18 protein-coding genes are annotated in these 21,215 nt (G+C 45.0%); 7 read left to right on the top strand and 11 right to left on the bottom strand.

Annotation, left to right across the window (positions count from 1 at the left end):
• Positions 1–4: 4 nt before the first annotated feature.
• From potA to FM038_RS05280, 6 genes are all read right to left on the bottom strand, one after another.
• Positions 5–1,141: a polyamine ABC transporter ATP-binding protein gene (gene potA / locus FM038_RS05305; RefSeq protein WP_142872295.1), complete on the bottom strand. Its 1,137-nt coding sequence runs from the start codon at positions 1,139–1,141 to the stop codon at positions 5–7.
• A 125-nt stretch (positions 1,142–1,266) separates the two neighbouring features.
• A complete protein-coding gene (locus FM038_RS05300; RefSeq protein WP_142872294.1) occupies positions 1,267–2,367 on the bottom strand; it encodes a polyamine ABC transporter substrate-binding protein in 1,101 nt (366 codons plus the stop codon).
• A gap of 144 nt (positions 2,368–2,511) precedes the next feature.
• Complete coding sequence (locus FM038_RS05295) at positions 2,512–3,612, bottom strand: polyamine ABC transporter substrate-binding protein (RefSeq protein WP_142872293.1); 1,101 nt, start codon at positions 3,610–3,612, stop codon at positions 2,512–2,514.
• Positions 3,613–3,857: 245 nt separating this feature from the next.
• A complete protein-coding gene (locus tag FM038_RS05290) occupies positions 3,858–5,207 on the bottom strand; it encodes a glutamine synthetase family protein (protein ID WP_142872292.1) in 1,350 nt (449 codons plus the stop codon).
• Between the two features lie 5 nt (positions 5,208–5,212).
• Complete coding sequence (locus FM038_RS05285) at positions 5,213–5,974, bottom strand: gamma-glutamyl-gamma-aminobutyrate hydrolase family protein (RefSeq protein WP_142872291.1); 762 nt, start codon at positions 5,972–5,974, stop codon at positions 5,213–5,215.
• Positions 5,975–6,568: 594 nt separating this feature from the next.
• The gene (locus FM038_RS05280) at positions 6,569–7,117 is read right to left on the bottom strand and encodes a cupin domain-containing protein (protein WP_142872290.1); all 549 of its coding nucleotides are present in this window, start codon (positions 7,115–7,117) and stop codon (positions 6,569–6,571) included.
• Positions 7,118–7,378: 261 nt separating this feature from the next.
• On the opposite strand from FM038_RS05280, the gene FM038_RS05275 reads away from it, so the two are divergent.
• Positions 7,379–8,686: an NAD(P)/FAD-dependent oxidoreductase gene (locus FM038_RS05275; RefSeq protein ID WP_142872938.1), complete on the top strand. Its 1,308-nt coding sequence runs from the start codon at positions 7,379–7,381 to the stop codon at positions 8,684–8,686.
• A gap of 664 nt (positions 8,687–9,350) precedes the next feature.
• Here FM038_RS05275 and FM038_RS05270 read toward each other — a convergent pair.
• Entirely contained in the window at positions 9,351–10,982 is a 1,632-nt protein-coding gene (locus FM038_RS05270; protein WP_142872289.1) for a methyl-accepting chemotaxis protein, read from the bottom strand.
• A 433-nt stretch (positions 10,983–11,415) separates the two neighbouring features.
• Here FM038_RS05270 and FM038_RS05265 point away from each other — a divergent pair, with 433 nt between their 5' ends.
• Positions 11,416–12,642, top strand: coding sequence for a dicarboxylate/amino acid:cation symporter (locus FM038_RS05265; RefSeq protein ID WP_419555616.1), 1,227 nt, complete (start codon positions 11,416–11,418; stop codon positions 12,640–12,642).
• Positions 12,643–12,719: 77 nt separating this feature from the next.
• Here FM038_RS05265 and FM038_RS05260 read toward each other — a convergent pair whose 3' ends face one another.
• Positions 12,720–14,231, bottom strand: coding sequence for an aldehyde dehydrogenase (locus FM038_RS05260; RefSeq protein WP_142872288.1), 1,512 nt, complete (start codon positions 14,229–14,231; stop codon positions 12,720–12,722).
• Between the two features lie 220 nt (positions 14,232–14,451).
• Between FM038_RS05260 and aptA the strand changes: the two genes are divergently transcribed.
• From aptA to FM038_RS05245, 3 genes are all read left to right on the top strand, one after another.
• The gene (gene aptA, locus FM038_RS05255; protein WP_142872287.1) at positions 14,452–15,783 is read left to right on the top strand and encodes an omega-aminotransferase AptA; all 1,332 of its coding nucleotides are present in this window, start codon (positions 14,452–14,454) and stop codon (positions 15,781–15,783) included.
• Between the two features lie 92 nt (positions 15,784–15,875).
• Positions 15,876–17,381 (top strand): CoA-acylating methylmalonate-semialdehyde dehydrogenase, encoded by a 1,506-nt coding sequence (locus tag FM038_RS05250; RefSeq protein ID WP_142872286.1) that lies wholly within the window; start codon positions 15,876–15,878, stop codon positions 17,379–17,381.
• A gap of 122 nt (positions 17,382–17,503) precedes the next feature.
• Complete coding sequence (locus tag FM038_RS05245; protein ID WP_142872285.1) at positions 17,504–18,223, top strand: TorF family putative porin; 720 nt, start codon at positions 17,504–17,506, stop codon at positions 18,221–18,223.
• A 56-nt stretch (positions 18,224–18,279) separates the two neighbouring features.
• On the opposite strand, the gene FM038_RS05240 is transcribed toward FM038_RS05245, so the two are convergent.
• Positions 18,280–18,468 carry a hypothetical protein gene (locus FM038_RS05240; protein ID WP_142872284.1) on the bottom strand — a complete coding sequence of 63 codons (189 nt, stop codon included), beginning with the start codon at positions 18,466–18,468 and terminating at the stop codon, positions 18,280–18,282.
• A 168-nt stretch (positions 18,469–18,636) separates the two neighbouring features.
• On the opposite strand from FM038_RS05240, the gene FM038_RS05235 reads away from it, so the two are divergent.
• Positions 18,637–18,984, top strand: coding sequence for a DUF3634 family protein (locus FM038_RS05235; RefSeq protein WP_142872283.1), 348 nt, complete (start codon positions 18,637–18,639; stop codon positions 18,982–18,984).
• 63 nt (positions 18,985–19,047) lie between these two features.
• On the opposite strand, the gene FM038_RS05230 is transcribed toward FM038_RS05235, so the two are convergent.
• Positions 19,048–19,974: a polyprenyl-phosphate transporter gene (locus FM038_RS05230; RefSeq protein ID WP_142872282.1), complete on the bottom strand. Its 927-nt coding sequence runs from the start codon at positions 19,972–19,974 to the stop codon at positions 19,048–19,050.
• 269 nt (positions 19,975–20,243) lie between these two features.
• Between FM038_RS05230 and FM038_RS05225 the strand changes: the two genes are divergently transcribed.
• Positions 20,244–20,723: a hotdog fold domain-containing protein gene (locus tag FM038_RS05225; protein WP_142872281.1), complete on the top strand. Its 480-nt coding sequence runs from the start codon at positions 20,244–20,246 to the stop codon at positions 20,721–20,723.
• 38 nt (positions 20,724–20,761) lie between these two features.
• Here the strand turns inward: FM038_RS05225 and FM038_RS05220 are convergent, their stop codons facing one another.
• On the bottom strand, positions 20,762–21,193 hold the full coding sequence (locus tag FM038_RS05220) for a MarR family winged helix-turn-helix transcriptional regulator (protein ID WP_142872280.1): 432 nt from the start codon (positions 21,191–21,193) through the stop codon (positions 20,762–20,764).
• Positions 21,194–21,215 lie beyond the last annotated feature (22 nt).

Here is a 21,215-nt window from a genome sequence, read left to right as displayed (position 1 = left end):
CACCTTAAGATCTGAGAACCACTCCACTGGTGGCCTCCCAGCTGATGAATACCTTGTCTTCCCACGTTGGTGGGTCAGAACGGCGGTCTCTGTTAGTCATCATGGACTGGATCACTTGCTTATTGCTCAGTCGAATATAGTAGACAGAGATCCCCCCAAGGTAGGCGATATCTTCAACCTCTCCTCGGCACCAGTTATATTCACTCTCTGGTTGCTCTAGACTTATACGTGCCTTCTCCGGCCTGACAGCTAACCAGACGCGCTTATCATCGACATTGGTGGATACGCCGTGACTGATATAAAATTGTTGGGTTAAATTGGGAGATTTTATGATGGCATGGTCTGGCTTATCGACGATGATTTCGCCCTCGAACAGGTTCACAGAACCAATAAATTCAGCCACCATACGACAGGTAGGACTCTCATAGATATCCATGGGTGAGCCGGTCTGCACTATCTTGCCTTCATGCATGATGGCAATGCGCTCCGCCATGGTCATGGCTTCTTCTTGGTCATGGGTTACCATCACACAAGTCACCCCAACCTCTTCGAGGATATCGACCACCTCCAGCTGCATTTCGGTTCTAAGCTTCTTATCCAATGCGCCCATTGGCTCATCGAGTAACAGTAATTTAGGTCGCTTAGCCAGAGAGCGAGCCAAGGCGACTCGTTGACGCTGTCCGCCAGAGAGCTGATTTGGCTTGCGCTTGGCATAGTCTTCCATATGCACTAGCTTGAGCATCTCCTTAACTCTTTGCGCTATCTCCTCTTTAGGCAGCTTGTCCTGCTGCAAGCCAAAGGCGATATTTTTTTCCACCGTCATATGGGGGAACAGGGCGTAGGATTGGAACATCATGTTGATCGGGCGCTCGTGGGGCGGCATGTCGGTGATGTCGACGCCGTCAAGGATAATGCGCCCCTCGGAGGGCTTCTCGAACCCCGCCAGCATACGCAACAAGGTAGACTTACCTGAGCCTGAGCCACCAAGCAGGGCGAAGATCTCTCCCTTATATATGTTCAGTGACACATCATCGACGGCTCGGACCTCATCGAATAATTTGCTGACCCGCTCAACCTTAAGCAGTAGCTCACCTTGCGTCTTTGTTGTTGGTTTATTGACGACGCCTGCGTTGCTAACCATATTACTTCTCCACAACAAGCACAGTGACTGTGCCTACGGTAATATAAAATTGAATAACAAAAGAGATTGATACCTATCGGTATTAGACTAAAAAAGGACAAGCCTAAGCTTGTCCTTAATACTGCTTAATAACCCGATTTAACCTTGGTCCACACGCGCGTCAGTGAACGTTGAGCTTTCAGTGGGCGAACCTCACCAACATAGAGACGCTTCAACACTTCTTCGGTCGGATAGATAGATGAATCATTACGGATCTCTTCATCTACAAACTCTTGAGCGGGAACGTTAGGGTTGGCATAAGCCACGTAGTTAGTAATAGGGGCTATCACCTCAGGACGTAGCAGGTAATTGATAAAAGTATGTGCATTATTAACGTTTTTAGCATCGGCTGGGATTGCTAGCATATCAAACCAGAGATTGGCTCCCTCTTTAGGAATAGAATAACCAATCACATGGCCATTCTCGGCTTCTTCGGCACGGGCAGCTGCCTGAAAGATGTCTCCCGAATAACCAAATGCAACACAAATATCACCATTAGCAAGGTCGGTAATATAACGCGAAGAGTGGAAGTAAGTGATATATGGACGAACCTTAGCTAATACCTCTCCCGCTTTCTTAAAGTCTTCAGATTTAGTGCTATTTGGATCTAAGCCAAGATAAATTAATGCCATCGGCAACATCTCATCGGCCGAATCCAATAACGCTAAGCCACATGAAGCCAACTTCTCGGCATTCTTAGGATTAAAGATAAGTTCTAATGAATCAATAGGTGCATCATCACCTAACACAGCTTTAACTTTGGCTTCGTTATAACCTATGCCACTGGTTCCCCAAAGATAAGGCACCGAATACTGATTACCTGGATCTGCTTTTTCTAGCTGCTGCATCAACTCTGGATTCAAGTTTTTGTGATTAGGCAGTTGGTTCGAATCTAACTTTTGAAATGCGCCCGCTTTTATCTGCTTAGCCAGAAAGCTGTTCGATGGCACGACAATGTCATAGCCTGAACGGCCAGAAAGCAATTTGGCTTCTACCACTTCATTACTGTCGAAAACATCGTATACAACCTTAATGCCTGTTTCTTTTTCAAAGTTAGCTAAGGTATCTTCGGCAATATAATCAGACCAGTTATAGACGCGAACAACCTCTTCGGCCATGGCACCTGTACTTGCAAATACACCCGCTCCCAAAAGCGCTAGTGTGGTCATTTTCTTTAAAAGCTTCATGCTATCTCCTTGATTGAGCGTAGCAGCAAGCCTAAGCCTGCTGTCTGTCATTGTTTCCGGTTAAACCGGTTTTAGTTTTTATTATTAACCAATGCTACACCTTAAAACCGCATCGGCAGTGCCCTGCTAATCGTTTCAAATCTATTAATAACCTGACTTTGCCTTAGTCCAAGCTCGGGTCATCTTGCGCTGTATTTTCAAAGGTCGAACTTCGCGAATATATAAATTGTTGATCACTTCCTGACTGGGATAGATCCCCGGATTACTCAAAATAACCTCTTCAACCATAGGCTGTGCCTTATCGTTGGGGTTGGCATAGGCCACATAATTAGAGATCTCGGCAATCACTTCCGGGCGCAACAAGTAATTAATAAACTGATGGGCGTTATCCACATTCTCTGCATCTGCCGGAATAGCAAGCATATCGAACCAGAGATTCGCGCCCTCTTTTGCTATCGAATAACCAATTTTCTGTCCATTACCTGCCTCATCGGCTCTCGCCGCCGCCTGAAATACATCACCAGAGAAGCCAAAGGCCACGCAGATATCGCCATTTGCCAGATCGGTAATATAACGAGATGAATGGAAGTAAGTCACATAGGGACGGACCTTAGCTATCGCTTCACCTGCAAGCTTATAATCATCAGGATTAGTGCTGTTTGGATCGAGTTTTAGGTAAGTGAGTGCTTGAGATATCATCTCATCGGCAGAATCCATCATGGAGAAACCACAGCTGGATATTTTCTCGGCATACTTGGGGTTAAAAAGAAGCTCCAGAGAGTCAAATGGTGGCTCTTCCCCTAGCACAGCTTTGACCTTTTCCAAGTTATAACCTATCCCAGTGGTCCCCCATAAATAAGGCACTGCAAACTTATTTTGCGGATCGGCCTTCTCAAGCTGCTTCATCAGATCTGAGTTTAAATTGCCTAAGTGAGTCAACTTACTCTTATCTAAAGGCAAAAAGGCACCCATCTTAATCTGCTTAGCTAAGAAGTCATTGGATGGCACCACGATGTCATAGCCAGAATGACCTGAAAGCAGTTTAGCCTCCACCACCTCCATGCTATCAAACACATCATATATGACTCGAATTCCCGTCTCCTTCTGGAAGTTTGCTAAGGTGTCCTTAGCGATATAGTCATTCCAGTTATAGACTTTTAGCACCTCTTCAGCATGAGTTGCTGCACTGGCCAAAGTACAACTTAACACTAAGGAAAAAGTTTTCAGTGATTTAATAAGATCCATTTATCTCTCCATTCTAGCGTGTTACAGACAATGTAAAACATATCTGTTAGTCATTGTATTACCGATATAAAATCGATTTTGTTATTCTAATATCCAATGCTACACCTAAAAACTGCATCGACTGATTGCCATGTAAAACTGCTAACATGTCGTTTCTTCACACCAAACCTATCTATCTCTTTGATGGTTAAAAATGTTGACTAAAACAAGGGAAGTCACGGGAGCACTTTGCACTCCCGTAAGGATTAAACTGTCAGTAATAGGAACTCACGTTCCCATGAGCTAATCACTCGCTTATAACTGGCAAGATCTGCCTGCTTAACCGCGATATAACCCGTTGTGAATGCTTGGCCTAAGTACTCACGACAAGCTGTGCTTTCAGACATTACCGCCAAGGCTTCTTCCAATGTCAGCGGCAAACTAATACTTTGGCGACTCTCATTAGCACGGCCCTGCACTGGCGTCGATGGTTTAACATCATCCACCATACCGATATAGCCAGCCAGTAAGCTTGCTGCAATACACAGGTAGCTATTGGCGTCGGCACCGGCGATACGGTTCTCAACTCTCAGGTTTTGCGGCGAGGATTCTGGAATACGTAAGCCACAAGTACGATTTTCTTCACCCCATTCGAGGTTAATAGGCGCAGAGGTGCCAGGAAGAAAGCGTCGAAATGAGTTCACTGTAGGAGCCAGTAAAGGCAATAGCTCAGGGATGTATTTCTGTAACCCACCAATATAACTATAAAACAGTGGCCCCTTAGTACCGTTTTCCAGTGAAAAAATATTTTTACCAGTTTTTGAATCCACAATGCTTTGGTGTAAGTGCATGGCACTACCCGGCTCATCGGCAACCGGCTTTGCCATAAAGGTGGCACAAACATTATGCTTTAACGCAGCTTCACGAAGGGTACGTTTAAACACAAACACCTGATCCGCAAGAGACAGAGCATCACCATGACTGAAGTTTATCTCCATCTGGGCAGTTCCCTCTTCATGGATCAAGGTATCAATGTCTAAGCCTTGGATCTCACACCAATCATACATATCTTCAAATAGCGGATCATACTCATTAGCAGCATCAATTGAGAATGACTGCCTGCCAGACTCTTGACGACCACTGCGACCCACTGGCGGAATAAGAGCCTGATCGGGATCTTCATTACGGCGAGTCAGGTAAAACTCCATCTCAGGAGCAACAACAGGCTTCCAACCTTTGTCATCATAAAGTTTGAGCACTTTCTTCAACACGTTTCGTGGAGAAAGTTCAATGGGGTTACCCATCTTGTCGAAGGTATCGTGGATAACTTGAGCCGTTGCCTCTATGGTCCACGGGAGTTTAAATACGGCATTCTCGTCAGGCACACAGATAAAATCGATATCGGCTTTATCTAAGAGCGCATCATAAGGTTCGTCTTCAACATAGTCACCGGTGACCGTTTGCAATAACACACTCTCAGGCATTCGCATGCCCTTTTCGTCGATAAACTTACCGACTGGCGCGATCTTTCCACGGGCAATCCCCGTCATATCACTGATGACACATTCTACTTCGGTAATTTTTTGTTCTTTCAAGTACGCTGTTAATTTCTTCATTATTATTATCTCGTTCGGCTGTTTGCACGACGCTCACACGCATCACTAAAAGCTTTAAAAATAGCGGTGTAAAACGAATTGTCTAACACCTTCCATTCAGGATGCCACTGCACACCTAGTGCAAAATTCTTTGCATTTTTAATAGAGAAAGCCTCTACTAAACCATCCGGGGCATATGCTTCTGGCCGTAACCCAACACCCAGGCGATCAACGCCTTGAGTATGCACAGAGTTCACCTCTGCAGAGCTACGGCCCCATGCCTCGTGGAGCAATCCCCCAGGCTCTATCTTGACCTCATGTGACAGACCGTATTGCACATCCACCGACGCACTTTTGTCTTCCCTATGCTCGATAAAGCCGTCCACTTCATGAAGCTTTTGATGCAAGCTGCCGCCAAAGACGACATTCATCTCCTGAAAACCACGACAAATGGCTAATACAGGAATGCCCGCATCAATAGCAGCTTTCAGTAGAGGGAGTGTGGTGGCATCACGCTTTGGGTCGTGATGAGAATCAGGCCCGCTTGGCGCACCCTGAAAATGATGAGGCTCGATATTTGAAGGAGAGCCGGTAAAGAGAATGCCATCTAGACGAGGCAAGATAAGCTCTGCAGGACAGTGCCCCAATGCAGGAATAACCAGTGGCCAAGCCTTGGTTGCATCGGCAATACTGAGCAGGTATTTCTCACCGACAATATTGAACGGATGTAAGCCTAAATTTTGATTGCACGCCGTCACCCCAATCACAGCAAGCCCTGCATCCGACATAAATCACCTTTGTTATTATATTTTTATATTTATTTTAACCAAGCAATTAACATGTGAAGACATCTTAACCGCCTGTTCAGTTTTTCAAACACTACACTGAAAATAGCGAACAGGCAATAGGCTAAATGAATACAATTTAAAATGCTAACGACAAATAATATAAACACAAAAATAACAACGACTTATACACAAGCCAATATTTATCCGTTACTAATACCACGCAAATAAGTCGTTTTTAAATACAGACATCTTGACTTATCTTTAGCGATAAAGATCACAGTTACAGCTTGACATTGACCAATATTATTTACATTTAATGTAAACACTTTTGAATCTAGAACATCTTAACAAGCGTGATTTTTGCTGATAATTATCAAATTCTCAGCATAAAGAACTAACAATAAAAACAACAAAGTTTAAATCAGCTGAAAAATATGACTATGACGGAATGGATCACACAACTAGGGGAAGCAATGAAACAAGATAGGATCAGGAGGAATCAAGGAGTAAGGTGAAAAGTGCGGCAAAACCGCACCCAGATGATATTGAGTTTATTGTATCTAAAAGTAAATCATCCAATGAAGCCAATTGGTATTAAAAATTTGCAGGTGTTGTCGCACTAACAATACGGCACTCTTCATCGAATGGATTTCGAAATCTATGGGGAGACTCGCTATTAAAGTAGTAACTATCACCGGCCTCTAAAACGAATACCTCTTCGCCCACAGTGAGCTCTAACTTACCATGAATGACCATAGCCGCTTCTTCACCTTCGTGTTTAAGCATTTCCAGACCCGTATCTGAACCTGGTGGATAGGTCTCACTCATGACAGACATCGCGCGATTTGGGTAGTCGCGACCAATCAATTTGTAATCTAAGTTGCCATCGCCAATATCGAGTAATTCATCACTGCGATAAACCACCTTAGCTTCACTGTCACCACTTTCTCCCATAGAGAAAAAATCGACTAGCGACATAGGTAAGCCAGATAACACTTTCTTTAATGAACTTACCGATGGACTGACACTATTTTTCTCGATCATAGAGATAGTGCTATTGGTCACTCCAGCTCTTTTTGCAAGTTCACGTTGCGACAAGCCCTTAATTTTACGGACTGTCTTAAGGCTAGCTCCAATATCCAAATGCATATCTCCTGTAAGAATATACGTTACCGCTATAAACTTATTTAAAATTGTGTACAAATTAATCTACATACTAATTTGTATCTGATAAAAAAGCATGTTAAATATAAACAACACCCGTGAATTATATAGCACTCTTACTCAATTGCAAAACAAACGCATACTGAGCTAACCAGAAAACATTCTCAAGGTGAAAAAGGCATAACTAATAACTAAAGCCGCTTATATTTGGGCTAATAATAACAAATACCCGGAGATATGATGCAAGCAAAGCGCCCAGTCCACAGTGACCAATACCCCCCGTCATACTATTTTGATAGCGCCAAGGAGCTTTACCAACACCCTCAACTTGAGGAGCCTATCTCAGTAGATGTCTGTATTGTCGGTGGGGGATTTAGCGGAATTAACACCGCCATTGAACTCGCGCAGAAAGGCTTTTCTGTTGCCTTATTAGAGGCTAAACGTATTGGTTGGGGCGCTTCAGGACGTAATGGCGGTGAGTTAATTCGAGGCATTGGCCATAATATTGAACAATTTAGCAATATCATCGGCGCAGAAGGTGTGCAAGCCATCAACCAGATGGGCTTTGAAGCTGTCGACATCGTCAGGCAAAGGGTTAAAGATCACCAAATCGATTGTAACTTGCAGATGGGCTATTGCGACTTAGCAATAAAACCCCGCCATATGACAGAGTTACAAGAGGATTATGAAGACCTGCTTTCCCAAGGGCGAGGCGAGGGTTTTACTCTGCTTCAAAAACAAGATATCCAACAGGTCATAGGCTCAGACTGCTATGAAGGTGCCTTAATCGATATGAACAGCGGCCATCTTCACCCGCTCAATTTAGCTCTAGGTGAAGCCCGAGTCGCGCGAATGCTCGGGGTAAAAATGTATGAATACAGCGCCGCAGATAAAATAATAAAAGGTAACAAGCCAAAAGTAATTACCGCAAAAGGTGAAGTGAACTGCCAATATGTCGTATTAGCGGGTAATGCTTATATCGGCCATGAATTAGAAAGTTATGTCGGTGGTAAAGTGCTGCCAGCCGGAAGTTACCTACTCGCCACCGAGCCTTTAACCGATGAGCAGTGTAAAGATATCATCCCGCAGAATATGGCTTTCGCCGATCTGCGCATCGACCTAGATTACTTCCATCTCTCTGAAGACAACCGCCTACTCTTCGGTGGACTCTGCACTTACTCAGGCAAAGATCCCAAAGATATTGAAGCGGCGCTCAGGCCAAACCTTGAAAAGGTCTTCCCTCAGTTAAAAGGGGTTAAAATAGATTTCGAATGGGGCGGTATGATCGGTATAGGCGCTAATAGACTGCCACAAATTGGCAGACTGCCGGATTGCCCCAATATCCTCTATGCTCAGGCCTACGCAGGCCATGGGGTTAACGCGACTCATATGGCGGCTAAGTTAATCGCCGAAGCATTAACAGCCCAGGCTGAACGCTTCGATATCTTCGATAAAGTGCAGCATATGACCTTCCCCGGCGGACCCACGTTTAGATCGCCGATGTTGGCGGCGGGTATGCTCTATCATAGATTTTTGGATATTTTTTAGAAAAATATCTTTAAATTTTGTATTGGTTTCATTGGGCAGGTTTGGTGTTTGGCAGTTTTCAGGTCACCAATACAGTATTGTTATCAAACGCCTGCCCGGCGAGGGATGTGCAAACACTTCTGCGACACGCTGTGAATATATCCCTATACGCTCTGCGGTTTCATCCCTGAAACCGAAGGTCACAGCCGCGTTCACACCTAGTTATTTGTCTCTTCGATTGAAGATTTGGTGAACCATAACTGGATTTTGGACTGAAATGAGTGGTGTATTTCTACCTTGAACATGGGTAATCAAATTAACAATATAGCTCAAATTGAAGAGGGACTTTTCTTGTAAATCATCAAGTGTAGCTGCGGCTGCGAGCTTCCAAAACATGGACGTTTTGGTAGAGCTTCCAGGGACGGACTTGCAGCGACTCGCAGAAGTAACTGCATAAAAGCCCGCTGCAAGCGATAGATAGCCATGAAGGTATGACCTTCTACTATCTATCCAATACCAATAAAGGAAAAAAGGAGCCGCTTTCACTCGAAGATAGCCAATTCTGTAGCGCCTCGCCGGACAGGCGGTAGATTGCAATGAAAGTAAGACTTTCAAACACACCTCCCAATAACTACTCAGCCAGAAGCTAAAATAGAATAATGTCATCTAACTTCATTCGAAGTTATCAAGTAACCTTTTCTAGGGTCCTAAAGTTACCCACTAACTGCTTGAGTCTCGTTGTCATCAGAGCTAACTGATGACTCTGCTGGGTTATCTGCTGTGAGCCAGCATAGATAGATGAGGACATGGTGGAGATATCATGAACACTTTGGTTCATCTCTTCGGCGACCGTATTTTGCTCCTCCGTTGCCGTTGCTATCTGCAGGTTCATACTCTCTACCGCTTGGATAGAGTCGACAATGCCATCGATGCTCTTGCCTGCAACACGGGCTATATCTGACCCCTCTTGAGCCTCACTCACACCAAGCTCAATCGATTTTACTGCACTGCTGGCACCAGTTTGTAACTTCTCAATGATCTGTTTGATATCACCCAGTGAGGTTGATGTTCTCTGGGCAAGTCCCCTTACCTCATCTGCAACAACCGCAAAACCGCGTCCTGATTCTCCGGCTCTGGCCGCCTCTATTGCCGCATTAAGGGCAAGCAAGTTGGTCTGCTCAGCAATGGCAGAGATAACATTGAGTACCTGACCGATATCATCAGATGCTAAGTTCACCTCATGAATCACTTGAGATGCTTGGTCGATATGTCTATGTATATTGAGGATCTGCTCCACTGTATTATTGACAGCTTGATGTCCCTCATGAGCTGCTGTATTAACACTGACAGCAGCATCTGAGGCCATCACTGCATTTTGTGCAACATCTTGAACAGTGGCAGTCATCTCATTAATCGCCGTAGCGAGCACCTCAGTATTACTTAATTGGGATTCGATGGCACTATTACTGCCTTTAGTGACCAGCAGTAGCTCTTCTGCACTTAAGTTAATCTGCTCAATGATCTCCTTCTCCTCAGCAATAATCATCTCAAGCTTAGAAACGAATAGATTAAATGCTGTTGCAACACCTCCTAACTCATCATCTTTCTCAACCTTTAATCTCACACTCAAGTCACCATCACCATCGGCTATCTCCGTCATGGTCTGATTCAAGGTCAATAGTGGAGGTATAAGCGAACGATATAGCCAAGTTAATACAAAGGTAATAATTAACGCAACAAGCAGAAGGCCAGAGAATACCGCCTTCTTGGCCGAGTCGATAGTGCCATTAATCTGGGAGCTGTACACCGCAGTCATTGCTTGGTAATGCTTATCAAGCACCTCAAAACCCTCTAGTGCAGCTTTATCACTTATCTTCACTACAGAGTCTACATATTCAGGAGTTTTCCCATCAGCAAATAGCTTGCTAATGCGCGTGCTATTATCGTAATAGTTTGTCGCTACTTCGGTAATTGCAGCCAAAGCAGTTTGCTCACTTGAACTCACATCACTTAATTGCTGATACTCCCTAACATCAGCCTGCAGCGCACGATAATTATTTTCAACCTTAGGTAGATACTTATCCTGCCCACGCAATACGTAATTTTTAAAGTTATGGATCATCCCCCCATAGCCAAAGTTAGCCTTAATACTCATCAACAACTGCTGTCGCTTAGCGGCTTGTGCTTGGTAATCGCTCCAGCTTGTGGAGATAGGGGAAATTGAAAGCAATAGATAACCGCCACAAACCGTAATGAGCATCAAGATGAGTGAAACCATCAGCACTATCTTCTTTCTAATCGTAAGGTGAGCCTTCATACAAGTTCCTTTTGCATCTCTGTGTGATAAAGCTAACAGGCGGTAACGTATTAATGAAATAAACCTTGTTTGCCCATACCTTCTTTATGAGCAACTTTTTAATGGTCGTACACATCCCCTATAACTCAAGGTAGTTAACGACTATTAATTGATACAGATCAAACTTTAACCACAAGAAGTCACAGTATAAATAAGAAGCAACAAATACAGATATGAGAATCAAATCGCCTAAAACCGAGTTGGTTTTAACGTTTTAAATGATTTACCCCACCTTTATTGAGGATAACTCAGTGAAATATGAGTTTGTTTACATAAGGATGAATTAATCCCCTAGTTAAGTGCTGTTTCACAGTGTCAGATACACTGGTGTGATAACTTTACGCCCCTTCAAAAAGGCTTTACAGATCAGTTCCAATTCAATAATGGGGTTAGCGTGGCAATTCGAGATAAAAAATTAATCAATAACATAGGTATTCAGGTGGTTATCGCCATGATAATTGGTGCCTTAGTGGGCCTCTACATGGGAGAGGATGCCGCCATATTTGGACCTCTGGGTACCATCTTTATTCATCTGATTAAGATGCTGGTCATTCCCTTAGTCGTGGTATCCATCATCGCTGGCGCCGCAAGCTTAGGTGATAGCCCTTCTGCGGGTAAGATAGGTATCGGCACTTTTGCCTTCTTCATTATCACCTCAGGCGTTGCCGTCACGCTGGCACTGGTCATGGGTAATATTTTTAAGCCCGGAGCTGGCATAGACTTTAGTACGCAAGGCCAATCACTAACCCAAGTCACCGCCGAGCAAGGCGCACTTCCAGGCGCCATAGATACCTTGATAGGGATGATCCCAACCAATGTGTTTGAGTCTATGACCTCGGGAAATATTCTGCAGATCTTGGTCTTCTGTATCTTCTTTGGTATCGCATTAAGTAAAGTGAAAGGCGAAGGTGCTAAGCCGATAATTAAGGGTCTCAATACTATCGTTGAAGCCTTCGTATGGATGATCAATTGCGTGATGATCATCGCGCCTCTGGGTGTATTTGGTCTGATGGCTGAATCAGTGGGTTCATTCGGATTTCAGGCTCTAGAAGTCGTATTGAAGCTATTCGTGGTATTCGTGGTGGCAATTCTTATCTACGCCTTCATCTTCTTTCCGTTAGTCGTGAAGTTTTTCTCTAACGTCCCTGTGATGAAGTTCGTCTCGGCGATGAAAAAACCTCAGGCCATGGCACTATCTACCGCGTCATCTATGGCGACATTGCCTGTCACCATGGAAACCTGTGAAGAGGAGCTCAATGTCTCCAAGGCAACCACTGCCTTTGTATTACCACTGGGCGCGACCATCAACATGACGGGGAACGCTATCTACTATGGCTTAGTCGCCATGTTCTTCGCTCAGATGTATCATATCGATCTGACCATGACAGCCTATGTTGCCATTATTTTCACTTCGACATTGGGCGCAATCGGTCAAGCCGGCGTGCCAGGGCCCTCCTTCCTCGTTGTCGCCGTGCTACTTGCAGCCGGGATCCCGATTGACGGTCTGCCACTCTTGTTCGCCCTGGATCGTATATTTGACATGATCCGTACTTCTCTGAACATTACCGGCGACGCAGTCTGCGCTGTAGTAATGGATAGATTCAGTCCAGAAAATAAGTAGTCATAATCATAAATATTAGTCGCTAGGTTCTAGGGACGAGATCCTAGGATCTAGTTCCTAGGTTCTCGTCCCTTCCTTTAATCCAACATAATCCAAGTCGCTTTTATTTCAGTATATTTATCAAATGCATGCAGTGACTTGTCACGACCATTGCCTGACTGTTTATAACCACCGAAAGGCGCTGTCATGTCACCGCCGTCATAGTGGTTGATCCATACCATACCGCTGCGCAGCGCCTTAGCTGTTTTGTGGGCTTTACTAATATCTGAGGTCCACACGCCAGCGGCAAGACCGTAGATGCTGTCGTTGCCAATTGATATTGCCTGCTCCATGCCATCGAAGCTGATAACAGATAACACAGGTCCAAATATCTCCTCTTTGGCAATTGTCATCTTGTTATTCACTTCACTGAATATAGTCGGCTGTACATAGACGCCGCCACACTCTGCCATCACCTGCTCGCCACCTTGTATGAGTTTTGCGCCTTCATCGACACCGGACTTTATATAACTAAGGACATTATCCAACTGCTGTTTATCCACCACGGCGCCACAAGTGGTGGCTGGGTCCAGCGGATGTCCCGGCTGCCAGGCCTGCATCTCTTTGGCTATCAATGTGAGTAGCTCATCTTTGACCCCCTCCTCCACCAGCAGACGCGAACCCGCGGTGCAGACCTCGCCCTGATTAAAGGCAATGGCAGCTGCGGCTGCCTCGGCGGCTTTTTGCAGATCAGGGGCATCATTGAAGACGATATTCGGGCTCTTGCCACCCGCCTCGAGCCAGACACGTTTCATGTTCGACTCACCGGCATAGATCATCAGCTGTTTGGCTATCTTAGTAGAGCCAGTGAAGACCAAGGTATCGACATCCATATGTAGTGCTAAGGCCTTACCTACCGTGTGACCAAAACCAGGCAAGACATTGAGCACGCCTTTGGGGATGCCCGCTTCTATGGCTATTTGCGCCATACGAATCGCAGTTAGAGGAGACTTTTCAGAGGGTTTAAGTACTACCGAGTTACCCGTTGCTAAGGCGGGGCCAAGCTTCCAACATGCCATCAAGATAGGAAAATTCCAAGGCACGATGGCAGCGACGACACCTACAGGCTCACGGGTGATCATGCCGATTTCATTATGAGCCGTAGGCGCTAATTCATCATAAATCTTATCGATAGCTTCACCAGACCAACGGATAGCTCGCGCAGCACCCGCGACATCGACAGAGCCAGAATAACGAATAGGCTTGCCCATATCTAAGGTTTCCAGCAAAGAGAGCTCATCTTGATTCTCTTCAAGCAGTTCAGCAAAACGTATCATAATCTGTTTACGTTTAACTGGTGCAAGCTCAGACCAAACTCCAGAGTCGAAGGTTTGCCTAGCATTAGTGACCGCCAGATTGGCATCTTCACGATCACAGCTGGCAACCTGACAAACCACACGGCCATCAATGGGGCTAACACAATCGAAGCGCTCACCCGACACAGCAGCGAGATACTCTCCATTAATAAAGGCATCAGCCTGGATCTCTGCATTGGAAATAAGTCTGTCGGCTAGGCTCTGCCACTGTTCACGATTGTTCGGTGTACTCATGATGACCTCTTAACGGGTAATACTCTTACGGGTGATAAGTAGATTGTCAGATTACGCTTTAAATGGGCTAACTTTCAATAAAAATTCAATATTTTTTACAAAAAGAGCTTTTTTGCTATAAATAAATGCACAAAAAGCTTTCATGTTCATTATTTCTGACATAGCATGAAAAATATCAACCGCTCACAAAAACAACTAATAACGGATTAGGGTAGATGATATGGCAGATAATCAGAATAAAAGCGACGCTCAGTCTTTAGAACATTACTGGATGCCTTTCACGGCAAACAGACAGTTTAAAGCTAATCCCCGAATGCTCGCCGAAGCCGATGGCATGTATTACAAAGATACTTCCGGTAGAGCTGTACTCGATGGCACAGCAGGCCTGTGGTGTTGTAATGCGGGTCACGGCAGAAGAGAGATCTCTGAAGCTGTGAGTAAGCAGATCCACCAGATGGATTACGCACCATCCTTTCAGATGGGTCATCCCCTCGCCTTTGAGCTTGCCGAACGTTTAGCCCAGATCAGTCCCGATGGCTTAAACAAGGTCTTCTTTACAAACTCGGGGTCAGAGTCTGTCGATAGTGCCTTGAAGATTGCCATTAACTATCACAGAGCCAATGGCGAAGCGACACGAACACGCTTTATCGGTCGCGAGCTCGGTTATCACGGTGTCGGATTTGGCGGAATATCTGTGGGTGGCATTGGCGGTAATCGAAAAACCTTTAGCCAGCAATTACTACCCGGTGTTGACCACCTGCCTCATACACTAGATATGCAGCAAAATGCTTATACCAAAGGCCTACCACAAACGGGAGCCGAGAAGGCTGATGCGCTTGAGCAACTGGTGGCCCTTCATGGCGCAGAGAATATTGCCGCTGTAATTGTCGAGCCTATGTCTGGCTCTGCTGGTGTCATCTTACCGCCAGAAGGCTACCTTAAACGCCTACGTGAAATCACTCAAAAATATGGCATCTTACTCATCTTTGATGAGGTCATTACCGGCTTTGGACGTGTGGGAGACGCTTTTGCTAGCCAACGTTGGGGCGTTACGCCTGACTTAATCACCACAGCAAAAGCACTTAATAATGGCGCAATCCCCATGGGCGCCGTGCTTATCGATGACAAGATTTATGATGCGTGTATGCAAGGTCCGGACGGCATAGAGCTATTTCATGGTTATACCTATTCGGGCCATCCCGTTGCCGCAGCCGCCGCCTTAGCCACATTAGATATCTATCACAATGAAAATCTGTTTGATCGTAGCCGAGAACTCGAAGGCTATTTCGAAGATGCGATGCACAGCCTCAAGGGCCTGCCTAACATTATCGATATCCGTAACACAGGTCTTGTTGGCGCAGTTCAGTTTTCTCCCAGCGATAAAGGCCTAGGCAAACGCGGCTTCGATATTTTCGAACGTTGCTATGCCAATGGCACGCTCGTCAGAGCCACCGCGGATATTATCGCGATCTCCCCGCCTTTAATTATCGACAAGCAAGAGATAGATCAGATAGTCAATACCCTGAGTGATGCGATCAGAGCCACTGATTAGTACAAATCGATTTAACCCAAAGTACCCATAATTGAACTTTTATGCCTTTGGCTACCGCCGAAGGCTGCAATGACTAAATAGGATTGATGTTTATGCAAGCTGCTAATACGCAAGTTATCAACCATTATATCAACGGCAGACATACAGCCCCCAGCGAACGAACTGGTCAGATATTTGAGCCTGCAACCGGAGAGCATAAAGCGAAAGTATCACTCGCCAGTGCCGCAGAAGTCGATGGTGCTATCGAGCTTGCCAAGAAAGCCCATAAAACTTGGTCTCAGGTTTCCCCCCTCAACCGCGCCCGTGTACTGTTCAAATTTAAGGCGCTAGTAGAAGCCAATATGGACGAGATGGCCGAGCTTATCACCCGTGAGCATGGCAAGGTGATCGATGATGCTAAAGGCGAAATAATTCGTGGCTTAGAAGTCGTCGAGTTCGCCTGTGGTATTCCGCACCTGTTAAAAGGTGAGCATACCGAACAGGTTGGTGGTGGTGTCGATGCCTGGACTGTCAATCAATCACTCGGTGTCGTCGCAGGTATCGCACCATTTAACTTTCCTGTCATGGTACCTATGTGGATGTTCCCTATCGCGATTGCCGCGGGTAACACTTTCATCATGAAGCCTTCTGAGAAAGATCCAAGCTCAGTGATGCGCATTGCTGAGTTACTTACCGAAGCAGGCCTACCAGATGGTGTCTTCAATGTGGTCAACGGCGATAAAGAAGCGGTTGATGCTCTGTTAACTCATAAAGACATTCAAGCAGTTAGCTTTGTCGGCTCAACCCCAATCGCTGAATATATCTATGAAACAGCCTCTAAGCATGGCAAGCGAGTTCAAGCTCTCGGCGGCGCGAAGAACCACATGCTACTCATGCCAGATGCAGATATGGATCAAGCGGTCGGTGCACTCATGGGCGCAGCCTTTGGCTCGGCGGGTGAGCGCTGTATGGCAATATCCGTAGTCCTCGCCGTCGGAGATTCTGGCGATGCCCTAGTCGAAAAGCTACTGCCTCAAATTACAGCCTTGCGCATAGGTAATGGTGTTACACCTGATATGGATATGGGTCCGCTTATCTCGGCTCAACACTTAGACAAGGTCAGAGGCTATGTAGATACCGGTGTTGCCGAAGGCGCAACTTTACTCGCCGATGGTCGTGAGCTCAGTGTTGCGGATCATGAGCAAGGTTATTTCCTTGGTGGCTGCTTATTTGACAATGTCACCCCTGAGATGACCATTTATAAAGAAGAGATCTTTGGTCCAGTGCTCGCCATCGTACGAGTCAATGATTATGCCGAAGCACTGGAACTTATCAACGAGCATGAATTCGGTAACGGCACCGCTATCTTTACACAGAGTGGCGAGGCTGCCCGTCATTTCTGTCACCACGTACAAGTGGGCATGGTGGGTGTCAACGTACCCATCCCTGTGCCAATGGCGTTCCACAGCTTCGGTGGTTGGAAGCGCTCTTTGTTTGGTCCACTGCATATGCATGGTCCAGATGGCGTTCGTTTCTACACTAAGCGCAAAGCGATCACTGCTCGCTGGCCTAAAGCAAAAGATGCTAAAGCCGAGTTCGTGATGCCAACAATGAAATAGAATTGAAGCTCAGGTTTCAAAACATAAGCCATGAGGTCTCAGCATTGATGCTGATGTTTGGCAAACAATAGATGTTCTTGTTAAAGACATTTATGTCAATAAAGTAAAATGGAGAAACTACCGTGTATAAAAAATTGAATAATAAACGGATTGCCCAACTTACCGGCCTCACCTTGGCTGCAGCGCTAATCGCTCCTATTGCCCAAGCCGAAGTTTCTGGCGAAGTCAGTGTCACTAACGATTATCGCTTTCGTGGTGTATCACAAACAGCAGGAGACTTTGCCCTACAAGCAGGAATAGATTACAGCACCGAAAGCGGCTTCTTCTTCGGCGCTTGGGGAAGTAATGTCGACGATGAAAGCTATGATTCAGATATTGAGATTGATATTTACGCTGGTTATTGGGGCGCACTTGGTGAGGATGAAGAGTTCGAATACGATGTCACTCTGACCTATTACACTTACCCAGGCCAAGATGAAAGCAGCAAGTATCTAGAGGCTAATGTCGGTTTCTATTATGCAGGGTTCCATTTCGCCCAATGGTATACCAATGACTACGCTAATGCCGACGTGTCACTGCATTACTCAGAGCTTAACTACTCGTTTGAATTTGCTGATAACTGGAGCATAGATGCTCATGCAGGTTACAGCTATGGTGATGGTGCCGATCTAGACTGGGGCGAAGATTACATTGATTACTCCATAGGTATCTCTACAGAGCTAGGTGGTGTTGGGCTATCCCTTGCTTGGCTCGATACTAACTTAAGTGATGACAACATCATTAAAGATGGTCCATGGCAAAATGATGGCACGGTATTGGCTACCGCCAGCTACGCCTTCTAACGTTTCATTAGTCATTAAAAAACCGCCTATTAGGCGGTTTTTTATTTATTATTCGCTTATTTATTTGATAAATCCAACGTGTTTAGCGACTGTCCACGGCTAACTTGATCGCCTAAACGTCGCCAGCTGATCCCTATATCACTGTGATTATCTCTACGCTCTGGAAATGTTTTTGAAAGGTTTTCAATGATCTCAGCCTGACGTTCACAGATCTGCGCCCAACGCTGAGCATTTGATAAAAACATAAGCCATCCTTGATTAACTACTATCCTGATGAGTAAGCATAGTCCACTGATTCAAAATCTCAAGCAAGCTAATATAAAGCTTGGTCTGTTGCAAAGTGTGCACTCGCGCACTTTAAAATCTCGTCTGACAAGCGTATTGTTAAGTAAACAGTAATAAGGAAATTTCAGATGACGCCAACATTGTTAAAAGTATTGTTCATCATTATTGGACTTATTCTTGCCTATAAACTGATCTTTAGTGGTAAGAAAGGACTGAAGGTTTTTGAGATGCACTTTAAGGATGGTAGGCTCACTTCCCATAAAGGCAAGATCCCTGAGAAGTTTCAGAAAGATTGCCGCGCTATCGCAAAATCAGAAAAACTCACCTGCTCTATCAGATGTGAAAAACTATCAGGCGCTATAAGATTACATGTTTCTGCCAATGTTAATGATGGACTCACACAGAGAATTCGTAACCTGTTTCCCTTCGAATACTATGATAAGAAACAGGTCGACAATAGTCGTCAGGCTGGGTAACAAGTTCCTAGGTGCTAGTGACTAGCACCTAAGAGGATAGAAGATGACAACTAAGTCGAATAGTTAGTCATTCGGCTTATTTCTTTCTGCAATTTTTTCCATTCCCCAAACGAGTAAGATACCGCAGCAGAGCGCAAAAATAGCCCAGCCAATATTGGCGCTCTGACCTGTGAGCTGTTCAAATTGCATGGGAGAGAGATTCTGCTCCAATAAAGGTACTTGCTCGCCTGATGAGTTTTCACGCCAAGAAACCACCTCTTTCCATGGCCAAATTTTACCTAACGTTCCTAGCATTAGCCCAGTAAGAAATATCAAGGTCGCGTCGTGAAACTTACGCAATAATGCCGAAAGAAGATGACTAAATGTCAACAGACCTACCACACAACCAGAGGCAAAAATGGCGAGCACTGCAATATCTAAATTCTTAGCCGCTGCAAGCACCGAAGGATAAAGTCCCAGTAACAGTAGAATAAAACTACCGGAGATCCCGGGTAATAGCATGGCGCAGATAGCGATAGTACCACCAAGAAAAATATTCAGATAAGTCATCTCTAACGCAATAGGATTGAGCATGGTGATCCCCCAAGCAAACACAACACCTATACCAAATAAGACTAGCCGAATAATCGAGAAGCCTTTTACTTGCTTAAGCATATGCACCACAGAGATCAGGATCAGACCGAAAAAGAAGGACCACACAGGGATTGGATGAGTAACCAGAAGATAGGAGATGACTTTAGAGAGCGTAAAAATACTGGTTAGAATGCCACTAAAAACACACAGTAAAAATGGACCGTTAATATGATTAAAAGCGCCTTTAATACCTTGCGCTTTAATCACGCCAATCAGATTAGGGTTTATCCGTTTAATGCTCTCAAGCAGGGTATCGAGAATACCAGTAATAAATGCAATGGTGCCTCCGGAAACGCCAGGTACAACATCGGCAGCGCCCATCGCCATGCCTTTAAGGTAGGTAAGTAGGTATTTCAATTTTCAGCCCTATTTTAATAAATTAACATCTGTTTATTGCGTGGTGATTATACGGGTCAGCATCCAATAATGGAAAATGAACTTTGATTCATTTTCCATTATTGGATATTACTCGAGATCGAAATATCGCTTGTTACTTTTATGTTATCAATATAATCTAAACTCATCCGACCAGAATGGATGAGTAACTGAGTAAACCAAAACTGGTGAACCATTACTGCCTCTAATCAAGCTTGTAATACAAGAATAAAAAACAGTAGGCTAAATCGATGACACAACAGAAACCAACTAAAGTTATGGCGCTGTATAACAAGGTTACTCGCTACCCTTTTGGCAACAAGATCTTCTCCATCATGGTCTCTCGCATGGCCCCCTATTTCGGTACGATTAAGCCACTCATCACCGAATTAAAACCAAACTACTGTGAATGTTTTGTCAAAAAACGCCATGCTGTACATAATCATATAAAAACGGTGCACGTCATCGCTATCTGCAACGGCTTAGAGATGGCTATGGGCGTCATGGCTGAAGCGTCAATCCCCCACCATCTAAGATGGATCCCCAAAGGCATGTCACTGGACTATACCGCCAAAGCTGGCAGTGACATTCGCTGCGTCGCCGAAGTCACACCTGAAGACTGGGTGGAAGGTGATCTACTCGTGCCTGTCACAGCATATGATGACCAAGGCGTTATCGTCGTTAAAGGTCATATAAAACTGTGGATCTCGGCTAAGCCTCCTAAGTCCTGATGAGCTAATGAGCTAATAACCGATGAGCTGCATCCAACTCATCGATTATCAAAGTGAGTAACAAGCCTAGCGATCACCTTCAAAGTGATCGCTAACTCCTCTTCAGTTATTCCCTCCATCGCAGCAGCGCTCCAATCAGGCAGCAAGATAGTGAGTTGTTCAAACAGCATGACTCCCTTTTGTGTTCTGGTAATCAGCTTAGCGGTTTTATGGTTAGGGTTATCATCGAAGCGTACAATATCTAACTTTTCCAACTCATTAGCGATACGTTGAACACTTTGGCGAGTCTGTCCCATCGTCCGGGCAATTTCAGAAGCAGTTTGCGCACTATGCTCTATCGCACCTAATACTTTCCAGCGCGCACTCGTTAAGCCAAGGGGTTGACTGAGTGCATCACCTTCATTGATCAATAAGCCATTGAGCCTAAATATACTCAACACCAACTGGGTAAAACCTTCATCTTCTGCCATTTAATTTCTCATGCTCCAACTT

This window comes from Shewanella eurypsychrophilus (genome assembly GCF_007004545.3).
Taxonomy (GTDB): Bacteria; Pseudomonadota; Gammaproteobacteria; order Enterobacterales; family Shewanellaceae; genus Shewanella; species Shewanella eurypsychrophilus.
Note: the sequence above shows the minus strand (reverse complement) of the source record. Positions and strands in the feature narration are given on the sequence as shown.